Origin of the sequence: Blastococcus atacamensis (assembly GCF_002938425.1) — a bacterium.
GTDB classification, from domain to species: Bacteria; Actinomycetota; Actinomycetes; order Mycobacteriales; family Geodermatophilaceae; genus Blastococcus; species Blastococcus atacamensis.
Window position 1 is genome coordinate 1 of the sequence record NZ_POQU01000083.1, and the last position, 16,787, is coordinate 16,787.

Annotated in this window: 15 protein-coding genes; 8 read left to right on the forward strand and 7 right to left on the reverse strand. The window is 72.4% G+C overall.

What is annotated here, in order from left to right; genetic code table 11:
• Window positions 1–353: 353 nt before the first annotated feature.
• A complete protein-coding gene (locus C5508_RS16010; protein ID WP_104525940.1) occupies window positions 354–2,033 on the reverse strand; it encodes an acyl-CoA mutase large subunit family protein in 1,680 nt (559 codons plus the stop codon).
• A 39-nt stretch (window positions 2,034–2,072) separates the two neighbouring features.
• Window positions 2,073–2,597: a MarR family winged helix-turn-helix transcriptional regulator gene (locus tag C5508_RS16015; protein ID WP_104525941.1), complete on the reverse strand. Its 525-nt coding sequence runs from the start codon at window positions 2,595–2,597 to the stop codon at window positions 2,073–2,075.
• Window positions 2,598–3,046: 449 nt separating this feature from the next.
• Between C5508_RS16015 and C5508_RS20020 the strand changes: the two genes are divergently transcribed.
• Both C5508_RS20020 and C5508_RS20395 read left to right on the forward strand, forming a co-directional pair.
• Window positions 3,047–3,238 (forward strand): hypothetical protein, encoded by a 192-nt coding sequence (locus C5508_RS20020; RefSeq protein ID WP_198598128.1) that lies wholly within the window; start codon window positions 3,047–3,049, stop codon window positions 3,236–3,238.
• A 693-nt stretch (window positions 3,239–3,931) separates the two neighbouring features.
• Window positions 3,932–4,423: a C40 family peptidase gene (locus C5508_RS20395; RefSeq protein WP_232797198.1), complete on the forward strand. Its 492-nt coding sequence runs from the start codon at window positions 3,932–3,934 to the stop codon at window positions 4,421–4,423.
• Window positions 4,424–4,443: 20 nt separating this feature from the next.
• Here the strand turns inward: C5508_RS20395 and C5508_RS16030 are convergent, their stop codons facing one another.
• Window positions 4,444–5,925, reverse strand: a complete 1,482-nt coding sequence (locus C5508_RS16030; RefSeq protein ID WP_104525944.1) for a phytoene desaturase family protein — start codon at window positions 5,923–5,925, stop codon at window positions 4,444–4,446.
• 116 nt (window positions 5,926–6,041) lie between these two features.
• On the opposite strand from C5508_RS16030, the gene C5508_RS16035 reads away from it, so the two are divergent.
• Together C5508_RS16035 and C5508_RS16040 are read left to right on the forward strand one after the other, a co-directional pair.
• Window positions 6,042–6,536, forward strand: a complete 495-nt coding sequence (locus C5508_RS16035) for a hypothetical protein (protein WP_232797199.1) — start codon at window positions 6,042–6,044, stop codon at window positions 6,534–6,536.
• Window positions 6,533–7,414, forward strand: coding sequence for an HTTM domain-containing protein (locus tag C5508_RS16040; protein WP_104525945.1), 882 nt, complete (start codon window positions 6,533–6,535; stop codon window positions 7,412–7,414). The genes C5508_RS16035 and C5508_RS16040 overlap by 4 nt, the downstream gene beginning before the upstream one ends.
• Here the strand turns inward: C5508_RS16040 and meaB are convergent.
• On the reverse strand, window positions 7,411–8,433 hold the full coding sequence (meaB, locus tag C5508_RS16045) for a methylmalonyl Co-A mutase-associated GTPase MeaB (RefSeq protein WP_104525946.1): 1,023 nt from the start codon (window positions 8,431–8,433) through the stop codon (window positions 7,411–7,413). The genes C5508_RS16040 and meaB overlap by 4 nt on opposite strands.
• Window positions 8,430–9,620 (reverse strand): acetyl-CoA C-acetyltransferase, encoded by a 1,191-nt coding sequence (locus C5508_RS16050; RefSeq protein ID WP_104525947.1) that lies wholly within the window; start codon window positions 9,618–9,620, stop codon window positions 8,430–8,432. The genes meaB and C5508_RS16050 overlap by 4 nt, the downstream gene beginning before the upstream one ends.
• A gap of 199 nt (window positions 9,621–9,819) precedes the next feature.
• Here C5508_RS16050 and mce point away from each other — a divergent pair, with 199 nt between their 5' ends.
• From mce to C5508_RS16070, 4 genes are all read left to right on the forward strand, one after another.
• A complete protein-coding gene (gene mce, locus C5508_RS16055; RefSeq protein WP_104525948.1) occupies window positions 9,820–10,305 on the forward strand; it encodes a methylmalonyl-CoA epimerase in 486 nt (161 codons plus the stop codon).
• A 103-nt stretch (window positions 10,306–10,408) separates the two neighbouring features.
• Complete coding sequence (gene ccrA, locus C5508_RS16060; RefSeq protein ID WP_104525949.1) at window positions 10,409–11,740, forward strand: crotonyl-CoA carboxylase/reductase; 1,332 nt, start codon at window positions 10,409–10,411, stop codon at window positions 11,738–11,740.
• A gap of 142 nt (window positions 11,741–11,882) precedes the next feature.
• Complete coding sequence (locus C5508_RS16065; protein WP_232797200.1) at window positions 11,883–13,109, forward strand: coiled-coil domain-containing protein; 1,227 nt, start codon at window positions 11,883–11,885, stop codon at window positions 13,107–13,109.
• Between the two features lie 47 nt (window positions 13,110–13,156).
• Complete coding sequence (locus C5508_RS16070) at window positions 13,157–14,422, forward strand: class F sortase (RefSeq protein ID WP_104525950.1); 1,266 nt, start codon at window positions 13,157–13,159, stop codon at window positions 14,420–14,422.
• Here C5508_RS16070 and C5508_RS16075 read toward each other — a convergent pair.
• Window positions 14,419–14,664: a hypothetical protein gene (locus tag C5508_RS16075; RefSeq protein ID WP_198598129.1), complete on the reverse strand. Its 246-nt coding sequence runs from the start codon at window positions 14,662–14,664 to the stop codon at window positions 14,419–14,421. The two genes, C5508_RS16070 and C5508_RS16075, sit on opposite strands and share 4 nt — an antisense overlap.
• A gap of 63 nt (window positions 14,665–14,727) precedes the next feature.
• Entirely contained in the window at window positions 14,728–16,509 is a 1,782-nt protein-coding gene (locus C5508_RS16080; protein ID WP_104525952.1) for a 3-hydroxyacyl-CoA dehydrogenase family protein, read from the reverse strand.
• Between the last annotated feature and the right edge of the window lie 278 nt (window positions 16,510–16,787).

Here is a 16,787-nt window from a genome sequence, read left to right on the forward strand (position 1 = left end):
GAATTGATGATGTTCTTGATTTGTTTGATGGATATTGAAGCACCCACGGAGTTTTCGATGGGTTCTTTCGTCGGCGGGGTCAGATGTGAATACTAGACAGCTGCATGACCTCGATCATCCCACCGGGGGCCCGGGCGTGTCGGGGCCGGGGCTGCGAGCCCGCCGGCCTCCCGCTCGCGGCCCGGGGTGCGGAACCCGGCGCACTCCGGGTCGAAGCCGGTGAACGTCCAGCCGAACGACTCCTCGTGGAAGCGCCGGGCTCGTCCGATGCAGGGGACGGGCAGCTCGACGTAGTCGTCGGCGTGGTGCAGCTCGCTTGATCGCCCATGCGGGCATGGTGCCCGTGAGGTGCGTCAGAACCGGGCGGGCTCGGTGTAGGTGCCCCACTCGGCGCGCAGTGCGTCGCAGATCTCGCCCAGCGAGGCCTCGGCGCGGACGGCGTCGAGCATCGCCGGCACCATGTTGTAGCCGGTGCGGGCGACCTCGACCATGCGGGCGACGGCGGCCCGCGCGGCGGCGTCGTCCCGCTGATGACGCCGTGCCGCGAGCTCGGCCTTCTGGTCGATCTCCACCTGGTGGCTGACCCGGAGGATCTCCAGCTTGTCGTGGGCGTCGACCGAGCCGGTCAGGGTGTTGACGCCGACGACCTTCTTGTCGCCCTTCTCCAGCGCCCGCTGGTAGACGAACGCCGCCTCCGCGATCTCGCCGGTGAACCAGCCGTCCTCGATGCCGCGCAGGATGCCGGCGGTGATCGTGCCGTCGGTGCCCATATCGCGGATGCGGGTGAAGATCTCCTCCGCCTGCCGCTCGATGTCGTCGGTGAGCGCCTCGACGTACCAGCTGCCGCCGAGCGGGTCGGCGACGTTCAGGACGCCGGTCTCCTCGGCGATCACCTGCTGGGTGCGCAGCGCGATCTGGGCGGCCTTGGCGCTGGGCAGCGCGAGCACCTCGTCGAGGGCGTTCGTGTGCAGCGACTGGGTGCCGCCGAGGACGGCGGAGAGCGCCTCGATCGCCGTCCGGGTGATGTTGTTGTCCGGCTGCTGGGCGGTGAGGCTCACCCCGGCAGTCTGGGTGTGGAAGCGCAGTTGCTGGGCCTTCTCGGTCTTCGCCCCGTACACGTCGCGCAGCCAGCGGGCCCAGATCCGGCGGGCGGCGCGGAACTTGGCGATCTCCTCGAAGAAGTCGATGTGCGCGTCGAAGAAGAAGGAGAGGCCGGGCGCGAAGGTGTCGACGTCCAGGCCGCGCGACAGACCCAGCTCCACGTAGGCGAAGCCGTCGGCCAGCGTGTACGCGAGCTCCTGCGCGGCGGTCGAGCCGGCCTCGCGGATGTGGTAGCCGGAGACGCTGATGGGCTTGTAGGCCGGGATGTGCTCGGCGCAGTACTCCATGAGGTCGCCGATCAGGCGCAGGTGCGGCTCGGGGGCGAAGAGCCACTCCTTCTGCGCGATGTACTCCTTGAAGATGTCGGTCTGCAGCGTGCCGTTGAGCTTCCCGATGTCCGCGCCCTGGCGCTCGGCGGCGACCAGGTACATGCAGAAGACGGGGACGGCGGGGCCGCTGATGGTCATCGACGTCGTCGTGGCCTCGAGGTCGATGCCGTCGAAGAGCACGTCCATGTCGGCCGCGGTGTCGATCGCGACGCCGCAGTGCCCGACCTCGCCCAACGCCCGCGGGTCGTCGGAGTCCCGGCCCATGAGCGTGGGCATGTCGAAGGCGACCGACAGGCCGCCGCCACCCTCGGCCAGGATCATCTTGTAGCGCTCGTTGGTCTGCTTCGCGTTGCCGAAGCCGGCGAACTGCCGGATGGTCCAGGCCCGGCCGCGGTAGCCGGTGGCGTGCAGTCCCCGCGTGAAGGGGAACGACCCGGGATAGCCGATCCGGTCGAAGCCCTCCACCGCTGACTCGTCGGCGGGGCCGTAGACCGGTGCGACCTCGACGCCGGACAGGGTCGTGAAGTCGGCGTCCCGCACCCGCCCGGCGGCCAGTGCCGCGTCGTACCGCTGCTGCCACCGCTGCCGGGCGTCCTGGGTCATGCCGAGATAGTAGGACGTCCAACTATCATGTGTCGACGGTCACCCCGAGGTCCCCTCCGGCGGGGCGACGTCGCCGGCGCCCAGTCGGACCCGGCGCAGCGTCGTGAACAACGCCTCGTGCTCGTCGGGCGAGAGGTCGGCGAGCCCGAAGTCCTGCTCGGTCAGCGCCCGCGTGCCCTCCTCGACGACGGCGCGGCCGCGCTCAGTGATCGCCGCCAGCACCCCGCGACCGTCGGCGGGGTTCGGCCGCCGGTCCACGTAGCCGGCCGCCACCAGCCGGTCGATGGCGTTGGTGACGCTGGTCGGGTGCACCATCAGCCGGCTCCCAATTACCTTCAGCGGCAGCTCGCCGAGCCGGCTGAAGGTCAGCAGGACGAGGACCTCGTACCGGGCGAACGTGAGCTCCAGCGGACGCAGGGCGTCGTCGAAGCGGGCGAGCAGGATCTGCTGGACCCGGAAGACCGACGTGGCCGCGCGCATGGCCGACGACGGGCCGAAGTGCTTCTCCCACGTCTCCCCGGCGCGCTCGATCGGGTCGAACGGCAGCCCCAGCGGTCGGACCATGCCGCGGACGCTACCGGGCGTACCCCACCACCGAGATTCCCGGTGACCCGGTCCCACCCGCTCGGGACTCCGGCTTTCCGCCCATCTCGCCACCGACCTGTAGACGAACGGGATCGCGAGGAGCTCGGTCGGCGATGGTGTTGGGATGCCTCGCCGCCCCACCGACCGCCCGAGCTGCGCGGCTCCCTCGCCCGCGGGTCCGAGGCGATGACTGCCGGTCATCTCACGCGCCACCAGCTGTACAGCTCCGCCTGGCGCCGCCTGTTCCCCGATGTCCACGGCTGCGCGTCCCTCCCCGGCACGGTCGCGTGCGGCCGCTCGGCCGCGACGCTGTGGGGAGTCGAGCCGGCCGGCCCGAGGACGCGGTCGAGTGCAAGATCCCGTCGATATCCGGGACGACGTCCTCCACCGGCCTGGTCGTCACCAGACGGGCCCTGGCACCGCCCGAGGTGACCCGACGACAGGGCGCGCCGGTCACCAGGCCGCTGCGAACCGCCCTCGACCTCGCCCGGGTCCGTCCCGTGGACGACGCCGTCGTCGCCCTCGACCAGTTCATGCGTCCCGGTCTCGTGTTCCTCGACGAGGTCCGGACAGCCGCCGCCGTCGCGACCGGGCGGACTGCCGCCGGATCCGGACGGTAGCGGCACTCGCCGACGGCCTGGCGGGATCGCCACAGGAGACTCGACTGCGACTCCTGATCCGTTCGGACATCCCGGACCCCGTAGCTCGGCACCGCATCCGGGACGGCGAACAGTTCGTCGCCCGGGTCGACTTCGGCTGGCCGGAGCTCCGTCTCGCGCTCGAGTACGACGGCACCCGGCACGGCGAAGCAGGCCAGTTCCGCGGCGACAGGCAACGCCTCAACGGTCTGACCGCGGCGGGCTGGGCGGTCCTGTCCGTCACGGCTGCCGATCTCCGCCGTCCGGATCTCACGCTCGCCCGGATCGGAGGGGCGGTCGCATCGAGATCCCGCCCGGATCCGGTGACCGGTGCCCTCGTGCGCGGCGTGTTCGCCGTCTCGATGTGACGCACGACATTCGAGGGGCCGTATTCCCAGGCGTGGGGCGACATGTCGACACCTCGACTCCTCGACATGGCGACCGCCGGGTTGTGGGCCGCCGAGTCGGTTCCTACGGTGGAGGAGCCGGCCGGGTGGTCGTCGCCCGACGAGGGTGGCCCCGGAACCGGTACCGCCGCAGCCCCGGCGCGGTGTGCCCCCATCGAGGGCCCGCCCGGAGCGCGAGCACATTGCACCCACACCGAGCCCCGCGCCGAGTCGTGCCGTGCCGTGCCCGCGACCCGCCGCGGCGGACGAACGGAAGGAGAGCCACCTCGTGGTGACCACTCGCCCGACCCTGCGCCGCCTCGGTGCCGGCCTGTTCACCGGTGCCGCCGCCACCCTGACCCTCACGCTGTCGCCCGTGACGGCGTCCGCCGCGGAGCCCACGCCGGCCGCCACGTCGGCCCCTGCTCCCACCGCCGCCGCGCAGGCCGCCGTCGACGACGCCCGTGCGCAGGTCGGCAAGGCCTACCAGTACGGCGCCGAGGGCCCCGACGCCTACGACTGCTCGGGCCTGACCCTGCATGCCTACCGCGCCGCGGGCATCGAGCTGCCCCGCCGCAGCGCCGACCAGGCCACGGTCGGCAGCCCGGTCGCCCGCGCCGACCTGCAGCCCGGCGACCTGGTCTTCTACTACGACCCGATCAGCCACGTCGGCATCTACGCCGGCGACGGCCAGATCATCCACGCCGGCACCGAGTCGACGGGCGTGGAGTACACGAGCGTCGACATGGCCGGCTACAACACCGCTCGCCGCATCGCCTGATCCGGCGCGGCCGGCGCCCGCTACGCGGCGGGTGCCGGCCGCAGCGGCGGCACGTGCCGCAGGCCGAAGACGTCGCGCAGGGCGGTCCGCGCCGCGAGGTCACCACACATGCCGTGCACGGCCGGCCCCGGCGGGGTCGCCGCGGATGCCATGTACACGCCCTTCACCGGTGTCCGGTAGGTGTTCCACCGCGGCACCGGCCGGGCCAGCATCTGCCGCAGCGTCGCCTGGCCGTTGGAGATGTCGCCGCCCAGGTAGCTGGGGTTCCACTGCTCCATCTGGACGGCGTTCTTCGTGTGCCGCTCGACGATCGTGTCCTTGAAGCCCGGCGCGAACCGCTCGATCTGGTTCTCGATCGCCGCCGTCATGTCGACGTCGGCGCCGTGCGGGACGTGCACGTACGCCCAGAAGATGTGCCCGCCCTCGGGCGCCCGCGTCGGGTCGGGCACGGTCGGCTGGACGGCGAGCACGTAGGGCCTGTCGGTGAAGCGCCCCTCGTTCGGCGCCCGCTCGCCGGCGATCGTCTCGTCCACGTCGCCGGCGACGTGCAGGGTGCCCGCCCGGCGCGCCTCGGGGTTGGTCCACGGCACGGGCTCGGACAGGATCCAGTCGATCTTGAAGACGCCCGCGCCGTGCTTGTACCGGCGCACCCAGCGGCGGTAGCCCTCGTTCAGCCGGTCCCCCGCCATGGTCACGAAGTCCTCGGGCGTGGTGTCGAGCAGGACGGCCGGCACGCCCTCGAACTCGCGCAGATCGGTGACCCGGTGCCCGGTGACGACCTCCCCGCCCTGCTGCTCGAGCGCGGTCACCATCGCGTCGGCGAGCTTCTGCGACCCTCCCTCGATCAGCGGCCACCCGACGTGGTGGGACAGCATCGCCAGCAGCATGCCCAGGGCGGAGGTCAACGGCTGGGTGAGGTCGAGCATCCCGTGCGCGCCGGCCCCTGCGACGAGCGCCCGCCCCTCCGTGGTCTCGAAGTACCGGTGCGACAGCCAGCGCACGTTGGGCAGGCCGGTCAGGGCGAACTTCACGACCTGCGGAACGCTCTTCGTGGGCAGCGAGCGCAGCCGGCTGGAGAGGAAGAAGTCGATGACGTCGGTGCCGTGCGCGACCAGCGGCTCGAACAGGCGGCGGTAGGCCGCGGCATCGGCGCCGAGACCGGCCGCCGTCTGCTCCAGCGACCGGAACGACAGCGCCGCCCCTCCGCCGTCCAGGGGGTGGGCGAAGTTGATCTCCGGGTGCACGAAGCGGACGCCGCGGCTCTCCGGGTCGAATTCGCGGAAGAACGGCGCGGCCGCGGCCATGGGCTGCACTGTCGAGCAGACGTCGTGGTGGAAGCCCGGCCGGATCAGCTCCTCGGTTCGCATGCCGCCGCCGGGCTTGTCGCCCGCGTCCACCACCTGCACGCGCAGGCCCGCGGCGGCCATCCGCAGTGCGGCGGCGAGGCCGTTGGGGCCCGCGCCGACCACGACAGCATTCGGTCGTCCAGCCGTCCCGCTCATCGCTCGATCCTCACACGGACGGCCACGCTGTGTCGGCTGGGGATCGTGGGCCACCCGGTGCGGCCGGGGGCGCGACATGAGCCGGCCGGGCGCGCACCGGTCCTACCCTGGCTCGCGTGCCAGCCCTCCCGACCGTCCCGGACCAGCAGACGGAGCCCGAGCCGTCGCGGCTGACCGCGACGGGACGCAGCTGGCGGCTGTCCGCCGCCGGCATCGTGCTCGCGCTCCTGCTCGCCGGGACCGTGTGGGGCGACGACGACGACTTCCCCTTCGGTCCCTTCCGCATGTACTCGACCCGGGCCGACCCGAACGCCGCGGTGGTCTCCACCCGCACCGTCGCGCTCACCCCTACGGGCCAGGAGATCCGGCTGTCGGGCGGCGAGGTGGGCCTGCGGCGCGCGGAGTTCGAGGGACAGCTCGACCGGCTCCAGGAGGAGCCCGAGCTGCTGGGACTGCTGGCCGACGCCTACGTCGAGCGCCACCCGACCGCACCCGAGCTCGTAGCGGTGCAGGTCGTCCAGCGCCGGTTCCCGCTCGCCGACGGCCGGCGGACCGGCGAGTTCACCGACAGCGTGCTGGTCGAATACCTGCTGGAGGACGACGGAGCATGACCGCCACGACTCCTCCGACCGGCGCCCTGGGCCGCTGGTTCTTCCGGCCGGTCCCGCTCGCGCGCATCGCCGTCTTCCGGGTGATCGCCTACCTGTTCATCCCGATCGACGTCTTCCTCACCACGGCCTGGGTCCGGGCGCACGCCTCCGTCCCCGTCGAGTGGTACCAGCCGCTGCTCGTCGGCCGGCTGCTGCACCTGCCCACCCCCACCCAGACCGTGGTGGTGGTCGTGCAGTGGGCCCTCGTGCTCGCCGCGCTGGCCGCCGCCACCGGTCGGGCGCCACGCATCCTCGGCGCCGCCGTCTTCCTCCTCTACGGGGAGTGGATGGTCATCGCGATGAGCTACGGCAAGGTCGACCACGACCGGATCGCCTTCCTGGTGGCGCTGGCCGTGCTGCCGACGATCGGCCGGGCCCGGCTGCGCGACCGCCGTTCGTCGGAGGCGGCCGGCTGGGCGATGGCCGCCGTCCTGATCACCGTCATGCTCACGTACTTCCTCGCCGCCTGGGCGAAGATCCGCTTCGGCGGCTGGGACTGGCCGACCGGTTCCACGCTGACCCGCGCGGTCCTCCGCCGGGGCACGCCGCTGTCGGACTGGACCCTCGAGCTGCCGTGGCTGCTGTCGACGGCGCAGTGGGCGATGCTCGCCCTGGAGTTCCTCGCCCCGCTGATGCTGCTGGTCCGCAGCGATCGGGCGCGGATCGGGCTGGTGCTCTTCCTGCTCGGCTTCCACGTCATGGTGTTCGCCGGCGTGACGATCATCTTCCTGCCGCACTGCGTGGCGATCCTGTCGATCCTGCCGTGGGAGCGACTGGCCGCCCGGCTCCGGCGGACCGACGCACCCGCCGCGACGGTCGCGGGATCGCCGGCGCGCTAGAGCTGCGCGAGCAGGTCGTCCGCCGCCCGGTAGGGATCGGTCGTCCCGTCGACCACCTGGCCGGCCAGGGACTCCAGTGCCGCCGAGCCCCGGATGTCACCGATGCGCTCGCGCAGGGTGGCCAGTGCGATCGCCTCGATCTCGCGGGCTGCCCGCTCGGCGCGCCGACGGCGACCCTCGCCCGTGGACTCCAACCAGCCGCGGTGCTCCTCGATCTTGGCCAGCACGTCGTCGACCCCGTTGTCGGTGTCCCGCGAGGCGACGGTGCGGCAGATCGGCGGGCGCCAGTTCCCGGCCTCGGAGTGCCGACCGCCCAACGACTGCATGTACCGCAGATCGCGAACGGTCTGGTCCGCGCCGTCCCGGTCGGCCTTGTTCACGACGAAGACGTCGGCGACCTCGAGGATGCCGGCCTTGGCCGCCTGGATGCCGTCGCCCATGCCCGGGGCCACGAGCACCAGAGTGGTGTCGGCCAACGAGGCGATCTCCAGCTCCGACTGGCCCACGCCGACGGTCTCGATCAGCACGACGTCGCAGCCCGCGGCGTCGAGCACCCGCAGCGCCTGGGGGGTCGCCCAGGAGAGCCCGCCGAGGTGCCCGCGCGAGGCCATGGACCGGATGAAGACACCGCTGTCGCCGGCGTGGTCCTGCATCCGCACCCGGTCACCGAGCAGCGCACCGCCGGAGAACGGCGAGGAGGGGTCGACGGCGAGCACGCCGACCCGCTTGCCGGACTGCCGCAGCGCGCGCACCAGCGCCGTCGTCGACGTCGACTTGCCGACGCCCGGGGACCCGGTCAGGCCGATGACCTGGGCCTTGCCGGTGTGCGGGGCGAGCGCGGCCGCGACGTCGCGCAGCGCGGGGCTGGCGTCCTCCACCAGGGAGATCAGCCGCGCCACCGACCGGGCATCGCCCTCGCGGGCGCGCTCGACGAGGGTGGGGACGTCGACGGAGCGACGCCCCCGCCTTCCCTGGGGAGCGGCGGGGGCGTCGGTCTGGACGGCGGTGCCGTCCGTCACGCCTTGGTGGGCGCGTGCAGGATGAGGGCGTCGCCCTGACCACCGCCACCGCACAGCGCGGCGGCGCCGACCTTGGCCCCGCGACGCCGCAGCTCGAGCGCGACGTCCAGGACGACGCGGGCACCGCTCATGCCGACCGGGTGGCCCAGGGCGATGGCGCCACCGTTGGGGTTGACCTTCTCGGGGTCGATGCCCAGCTCGCGGGTGGAGACGATGCCGACCGCGGCGAAGGCCTCGTTGAGCTCGACGACGTCCAGGTCCTTCGGGTCGATGCCCTCGCGCTGGCAGGCCTTCTGGATGGCCCGCGACGGCTGGCTCTGCAGCGTGGCGTCCGGCCCGGCGACGACACCGTGCGCGCCGATCTCGGCGATGGGCTCGATGCCCAGCTCGGCGGCCTTCGCCGCGCTCATGACCACGACCGCGCAGGCGCCGTCGGAGATCTGCGACGCGGTTCCGGCGGTGATCGTGCCGTCCTTGGCGAAGGCCGGCTTCAGCTTGGCCAGGCTCGCCGCCGTGGTGTCGGGGCGGATGCCCTCGTCCTCGGTGAACTCGATCGGGTCGCCCTTGCGCTGCGGGATGTAGACCGGGGTGAGGGCCTCGGCGAACACGCCGTCCTTGTGCGCGCGCGCCGCCTTCTGGTGGCTGGCCGCCGCGAACTCGTCCTGCTCCTCGCGGGTCAGGTCGTAGCGGCTGTTGGCCTGCTCGGTCAGCACACCCATCGCCACCTGGTCGAAGGTGTCCGAGAGGCCGTCGTGCGCCATCGCGTCGATCAGCTTGGTGTCGCCGTACTTCGTGCCGGTGCGCGAGTTGGCGAGGATGTGCGGGGCCTGGGTCATCGACTCCATGCCACCGGCGACGACGATGTCGTACTCGCCGGCGCGGATGAGCTGGTCGGCCATCGCGATCGCGGACAGGCCGGAGAGGCACACCTTGTTGATGGTGATCGAGGGGACCGACATGGGGATGCCACCGGCGACCGCGGCCGGGCGGGCGGGGTTCTGCCCGGCGCCGGCCTGGATGACCTGACCCATGATCACGTAGTCGACCTGGTCGCCGGAGATACCGGCCCGCTCCAGCGCCGCCTTGATCGCGACGCCACCGAGGTCGGCTGCCGAGAAGTCCTTCAGCGAGCCGAGGAGCCGGCCCATCGGGGTACGAGCACCGCTGACGATGACCGAGCGGGACATGAAGCCTCCAGTGGCTGGGCCGCCGACGCTGGCGACCGTGTCGACAGGGCGGACCCGCGCACGAACGCGGGTCCAACTGCCCAACAGGATAGGACGACGGGGACAACGAGCCACCCGGTCCGGCGATGTTGCCTCACCCGTCGGTGAACCGTGCCACATCCAGGTGTCGTCTCAGACGTCTTACCGGCAGGATGCCCGCGTGACCACCAACGACGCCGATCACACCGCCGCCTCCACGGGTCTTCCCGCTGGGCTCTTCACGACCATCGACCACGTGGGCATCGCCGTGCCCGACCTGGACGAGGCGATCGCCTTCTACGCCCAGGCGTTCGGCGTGCACTCGGTGCACGAGGAGACCAACGAGGAGCAGGGCGTCCGCGAGGCGATGCTGGCCGTCGGCGACGGCGACACCCGCATCCAGCTGCTCGCGCCGCTCACGCCCGAGTCGACGATCGCCAAGTTCATCGGCCGCTCCGGTCCCGGCCTTCAGCAGCTGGCCTTCCGGGTCGAGGACGTCGACGCCGTGAGCGCCACCCTCCGTGAGCGCGGGCTCCGGCTCCTCTACGACGTGCCCAAGCGCGGGACGTCGGACAGCCGGGTCAACTTCATCCACCCCAAGGACGCCGGCGGCGTCCTCGTCGAGCTCGTCGAGCCGGCCGCGCGCCCCGTGCACCGACCGCAGTGACCCGCGCGGTTACCGGCCGGTAACCTCTGCGCACCCGCACCTGCACCACCGCACCGCCCTCCGAGCCCGGCCGACGACGGCCGCACACGACCCGGGAGTACGCGTGAACGAGATCAGGGACGCCATCCTCGCCGACCAGCTGGACGCTCTGGGCGGCCTCGCCGTGCCGGAGTCCTACCGCGCCGTGGTGGTGCGCAAGGACGAGCAGGACATGTTCGAGGGGGTGGCCACCAAGGACAAGGACCCCCGCAAGTCGCTGCACGTGCAGGACGTCGCCACCCCGGAGTTGGCCGCCGGCGAGGCGATCGTGGCCGTCATGGCCTCCTCGGTGAACTACAACACCGTCTGGACGTCGATCTTCGAGCCGGTGTCGACCTTCGGGTTCCTGGAGCGCTACGGCCGCCTCTCCGAGCTGACCAAGCGCCACGACCTGCCGTACCACATCGTGGGCTCCGACCTCGCCGGCGTGGTGCTGCGCGTGGGTCCGGGCGTGAACAAGTGGAAGCCGGGCGACGAGGTCGTCGCGCACTGCCTCTCGGTGGAGCTCGAGGACCCGGCCGGTCACGACGACACGATGATGGACCCGCAGCAGCGCATCTGGGGCTTCGAGACCAACTTCGGCGGGCTCGCCGAGATGGCCCTGGTGAAGAGCAACCAGCTCATGCCCAAGCCGGCCCACCTCTCCTGGGAGGAGGCCGCCAGCCCGGGCCTGGTCAACTCCACCGCCTACCGCCAGCTGGTCAGCCGCAACGGCGCCAACATGAAGCAGGGCGACACCGTGCTCATCTGGGGCGCCTCGGGCGGGCTGGGCTCCTACGCCACCCAGATGGCCCTCAACGGCGGCGCGATCCCGGTGTGCGTCGTGAGCAACCCGGAGAAGGCCGAGATCGTCCGCAAGATGGGCGCCGAGCTGATCATCGACCGCTCCGCGGAGGGCTACAAGTTCTGGAAGGACGAGCACACCCAGGACCCCAAGGAGTGGCAGCGCCTGGGCAAGAAGATCCGTGAGCTGACCGGTGGCGAGGACGTCGACATCGTCTTCGAGCACCCGGGCCGCGAGACCTTCGGCGCCAGCGTCTACGTGGCCAAGAAGGGCGGCACGATCGTCACCTGCGCCTCGACCACCGGCTACATGCACCAGTACGACAACCGGTACCTCTGGATGAACCTGAAGAACATCCTCAGCTCCCACTTCGCCAACTACAAGGAGGCGTGGGAGGCCAACCGGCTCATCGACAAGGGCCTGATCCACCCGACCCTGTCGAAGGTGTACCCGATGGAGGAGGTCGGCCAGGCCGCCCTCGACGTCCACCGCAACGCCCACCAGGGCAAGGTCGGCGTCCTGACCCTCGCCCCCGAGGAGGGCCTGGGCGTCAAGGACACCGCCAAGCGCGAGAAGCACCTCGACGCGATCAACCGCTTCCGCGGTCTGTGACACCTCCCGGTGGGGCCGGCACGCGCGCCGGCCCCACCGGGATCCACCTGTTCCCCGTGTCAGCAGGGACGGCGGGGGCAGCTGGGATCTCCGGATCCCGGGGGACGGTGACGACGCCTCCCCCTTCTGCGAGGATGACTGCATGACCGACCCCCGCCGTGATCTCCCGATGCACGAGGCGCAGCACTCGTTCGACGTCGTGCTGCGGGGGTACGACCGCAGCCAGGTGGCCGAGACGATCGAGCGGCTCGAGGCGGATTTCCGCATCGCCCTCGCCGACCGGGACGCCGCCGTCGCGCGGACCGCGGACATGGCCGGTCAGCTGTCCGCCCTGCACGGCGAGATCGAGGCGCTGCGCCGCAAGGCTGCGACCCAGGCAGCGCCGACCTTCGAGAACATCAGCGAGCGCATCCAGCACATGCTGCAGCTGGCCGAGGAGGAGGCCGGCGAGATCCGCCGGGCCGCCGAGGTCGACGCGATGGCCGTGCGCGAGCAGACCGCGGCCGAGGAGCGCGCGCTGCTGGAGCGGCACGCAGCCGGTCAGGCCGAGGTCGAGCGGATGCTCGCCGAGGCCCGCCAGACCGCCGAGCAGATCGCCCAGAAGGCGCAGATCCGGGCCGACGAGCTGGTCGGCAAGGCGCAGGAGCGCGTCGCCCGGCTCGACGCCGAGTCGCAGGCCCGCCGCGCCAAGGTCGAGGAGGACTTCGACATCGCGCAGCGCGCCCGCCGCGCCGAGGCCGCCCGGGTCGAGGAGGAGCGCGAGCGCGTCTCCACCCAGGCCGCCCGCCAGCGCATCTCGGCCGCCGAGCAGCACGCGGCGCAGCTGGTCGCCGAGGCCGAGGCGCGCGCCGAGGCCATCCGCGACGTCCGCGACGAGCTCACCTCGCGCCTGGTCGCGGCCCGCCGCCTGCTGGACGGCCTCCCCGACCTCAGCGACCGGGCCCAGCAGGACCGTGACGACGCGGACGCCACCCGCCGTACCGCCGCGGCGACCTCCTCGTCGCCCGCCGGACAGCAGCAGGTTTCCGCGCCGCAGCCGGCCCAGCCCGCCGACGCGGCGCAGCCCGCCTCTGCTCCGGCCGCCCAGCCGGTGGCGCAGTCGCCGGCCCCGGTCGCCGGGCCGCAGACCGGTCAGCAGCCCGCCGTGCAGGTCATCCGGGGGGAGAGCGAGGCCGCCGCGGCCCGTCAGCCCACCCGGACCGACCCGGTGACCGCCACCTTCCCGGCGGCGACCCAGCGCTCCGGCGAGCCGGCCACCCGCCAGCTCCCCCTGCCGACGCGCCCGGGCGTCACGACCGGCTCGACGGCCGCGTCGCAGGCCGAGACGACGCAGGGGATCGACCAGCCGGTCGGTCAGGGCCGCTCCTGAGAGAGGACCCTCCTGCCCCCCGCCACTCGCACGCCCGCGGCGGGGCCGTGCAGGAGGGCCACGGTCGGCTGTCGGCTGTCCTGACGGCGCTCGTCGCCGTCCTGGGCGCCCTGCTCCTCCCCGCGCCCGCCCGTGCCGACGAGCCCCGTCCGGGCCTGCTGCGGATCGCCCACCTCTCCCCCGACACTCCGGCCGTCGACGTGTCGCTGACCGCCGTGGCAGAGCCGGGGCAGGTGCTCACCGACCCCGGACCCGTCGTCGCCCCGGCGGTGGCCTACGGCGACGTGACCGCCTACCGGGAGGTGCCGCCCGGGAGCCGTGCGGTGAGCGTCCGGGGCGTCGGCTCTCCGACGGCGCCGGTGCTCTCGACCCGAGTCGAGGTGGCACCGGGGCAGGTGCGCACCGTCGTGCTCGGTGGCGCCTTCGCCGACCTCGCCCTCTCGGTCACCGAGGACGACCTCGCCCCTCCTCCGGCCGGCTCGGCCCGCGTGCGGGTCCTCGCCGCCACGACGCGACCATCGGTGGACGTCTCGATCACCGGAGGCCCCGCGCTCGCCACGAGCCTCCGCCCGGGCGAGGTGGGCGACCCGGTGACCGTCCCGGGCGGACGGTACGGCGCGTCGGTGACCGGCGGGAGCGACGACGTGCCGCTGGACCTCGCCGCCGGCTCGGTGGTCACGATCCTGGTCCTCGACCCGCCCGGCAGCGGGACCACGCTGCGGCCGGTGGTGGACGCGACGGGCCCGGCGGTGCGCCCGGTGGGTGGCGTGGACGCCGGCGGCGGGCCACGGCTCCCTGGCAGCGCGCTCACCGGCACGATCGCCACCCTCAGCGCGGCCGGCTCCGCCGCGGTCCACCGCCGGGACGAGAGCGCCGCCCCGGCCCGGCTGCGCCTCCCGTCGGTCGGGGTCGACGCCGTCCTGGCCGGCACCGGCCTGGACGGCGGGGGCGCACTGGTCGTGCCGGCCGACGCACGCACCGCCGGGTGGTTCACCGGCGGCCCGCGTCCCGGGGAGCCCGGTCCGGCCGTCCTGACCGGCCACGTCGACTGGGCCGGCCGTCCGGGTGCTCTCAGCGGGCTACGGTCGGCCGCCGTCGGCGCCGACGTGCTCGTCGACCGGGTCGACGGCACCGTGGCCCGCTTCCGGATCACCGCCGTCGAGCGCTACGCCAAGGACGCCTTCCCCGCCGAGCGGGTTTACGCCCCCACCCCGGCGGCCGAGCTCCGGCTGATCACCTGCGGCGGACCCTTCGACCGCGAGCGCGGCAGCTACCGCGACAACGTCGTCGTCTCCGCCGTGCTCGCCGGTTAGCGCCGGCGGTCGCGGGAGCGCCAGCAGGTCGTGTGCCAGTGCCGGCGCCAGTCGGCCGCGGAGTCGACGTCCCAGGGCTCCAGGTCCGAGTCGCGCGCGTAGGCCGGCCAGGTGACCACGTGCGGCGTCCCGGGCCGGATCTCCTGGTCGCACCCCGGGCAGCGGTAGGTCTTGCCCGTGGCCGAGCCGGTCAGCGTGCGCACGACCCAGTCGCCGTCGGACGCCTCCTCGACGGTCTCCATGCGCCGGGCCGGCTCCCGACCCTGAGGTCGGGAGCCGGCCCGGGGACGGCGACGGGGCACTCGTCAGCGGCTGGCGTAGTCCCGGAACCCGCGACCGGTCTTGCGGCCGAGGTAGCCGGCGGTGACCAGGTGCTCGAGCAGCGGAGCGGGGGCGAAGCCGGGCTCGCGGAACTCGGTGTAGAGCTCCCGCTCGATCGCCAGCGACACGTCCAGGCCGACGACGTCGAGCAGCTCGAAGGGGCCCATCGGGTAGCCGCAGCCGACCTTCATGGCGGCGTCGATGTCGTCGGCGGTGGCGTAGTGCGCCTCGAGCATCTTCACCGCGTCGTTCAGGTACGGGAAGAGCAGCGCGTTCACGATGAAGCCGGCCCGGTCGGTGCAGGACACGGCGTGCTTCTTCAGCTTCGCCGAGACCGCGTGGATCGTGGCGGCGACGTCGGGGGCGGTGGAGATGGTGGAGACGACCTCCACCAGCTTCATGACCTGCGCCGGGTTGAAGAAGTGCATGCCCACGACGTCGGCCGGGCGGCCGCTGGCCTTGGCGCACTCGATGACCGGGAGGCTCGAGGTGGTCGTGGCGAGCACGGCGCCGGGCTTGACGATCTCGCCGAGGTTGGCGAACAGCGCCTCCTTGACCGGCAGCGACTCGACGACGGCCTCGATGACCAGGTCGCGGTCGGCGAGGTCGTCCAGCGAGGTGGTGCCGGTGATCCGGGCGAGGATCTCGTCGCGGGCGGACTCCTCGAGCCGGCCGCGCTGCACCTGCTTCTCCAGCGACTTGGCCAGGGCCTTGTTCACGGCCTCGACCTTCTCGGCCGCCCGGGCCACGAAGACGACCTCGTAGCCACCCTTCGCGACGACCTCGATGATGCCGGTGGCCATCGTGCCCGAGCCGACGACGCCCACGGTCTGCACGGGACGGGCGCCCTCGGCGGCCCCGCCCGGCACGGGGGTCTGCGCGTCGTCGACCACGTCGGCGGAGCCCGCCTCGGCGTAGCTGTAGAAGCCGCGGCCCGACTTCCGGCCGAGCAGACCGGCGGTCATCATCTGCTTGATGACCGGGCTGGGCGCGTGCAGCCGGTTGCGCGACTGCTTGTACATCGTGTCGAGGATCTCGTAGGCGGTGTCGATGCCGATGAGGTCCATCAGCGCCAGCGGGCCCATGGGCAGGCCGCAGCCCAGCCGCATGGCCGCGTCGATGTCCTCGCGCGAGGCGTAGCGGTTCTCGTACATCGAGACCGCGTGGTTGAGGTAGCCGAACAGCAGCGCGTTGGCGATGAAGCCGGCGCGGTCGCCGATCGTGACGTCCACCTTGCCCAGGCGGTCGGCCAGCGCCTCGACGTCCTCCACCACGGAGGGCTCGGTGACGACGGTCTGCACGACCTCGACCAGCTTCATGACCGGGGCCGGGTTGAAGAAGTGCATGCCGATGACCTTGCTCGGCCGGCCCGTCACGACGGAGAGCTCGGTGACCGAGAGGCTCGAGGTGTTGGTCGCCAGGATGGTGTCCGGCGGGCAGATCTTGTCGAGCTTGGCGAAGACCTCGGCCTTGAGCTCCATCCGCTCCGGCACGGCCTCGATGACCAGCTCGGCGTTCGCCAGGTCCTCCAGCGAGTTGCTGAAACGGATGCGCTCGAAGATCGCGTCCCGGTCGGCGGCGTCCAGCTTGCCGCGGGCGACCGCCCGGTCGGTGGACTGCTCCACGTGGCCGCGGCCACGCGCCAGCGCGTCGTCGGACACCTCGACGGCGGTGACCGACAGGCCCGCCCGCGCGAGCACCTCCGCGATGCCGGCACCCATGGTGCCCAGCCCCACGACGCCGACCTCGTTCAGTTCCCTGGCCACGTTGCCATCTCCCATCGCCGGTGATCGCGGGCAGTCTCTCACCCGCTGTTCCCGGCCGCGCGGGGGCTACCCGCCGGTAACCTCGTTCGGGCGGATAGGCCGTGGTGACGCCCCCCCCCCGGCCCCGTCCCTTATACACATCTCCGCACCCCCCAAACCGTACCAAATCCCCTATGCCGCCCTCCGCCTGAAAACAAAAACCACAAAACAATAAACCACACAATACAACACACACCACACAGCAGAACAAGAAAGCACTCACAAACATAAAAAACAAA

What these genes read in the sequence shown, in the direction of transcription:
- C5508_RS16075 (WP_198598129.1), bottom strand. Translation starts at nt 14,664, where the DNA reads ATGGAGACCGTCGAGGAGGCGTCCGACGGCGACTGGGTCGTGCGCACG.
- C5508_RS16065 (WP_232797200.1), top strand. Translation starts at nt 11,883, where the DNA reads ATGACCGACCCCCGCCGTGATCTCCCGATGCACGAGGCGCAGCACTCG.
- C5508_RS16040 (WP_104525945.1), top strand. Translation starts at nt 6,533, where the DNA reads ATGACCGCCACGACTCCTCCGACCGGCGCCCTGGGCCGCTGGTTCTTC.
- C5508_RS16050 (WP_104525947.1), bottom strand. Translation starts at nt 9,620, where the DNA reads ATGTCCCGCTCGGTCATCGTCAGCGGTGCTCGTACCCCGATGGGCCGG.
- C5508_RS16010 (WP_104525940.1), bottom strand. Translation starts at nt 2,033, where the DNA reads ATGACCCAGGACGCCCGGCAGCGGTGGCAGCAGCGGTACGACGCGGCA.
- C5508_RS16030 (WP_104525944.1), bottom strand. Translation starts at nt 5,925, where the DNA reads ATGAGCGGGACGGCTGGACGACCGAATGCTGTCGTGGTCGGCGCGGGC.
- C5508_RS16015 (WP_104525941.1), bottom strand. Translation starts at nt 2,597, where the DNA reads ATGGTCCGACCGCTGGGGCTGCCGTTCGACCCGATCGAGCGCGCCGGG.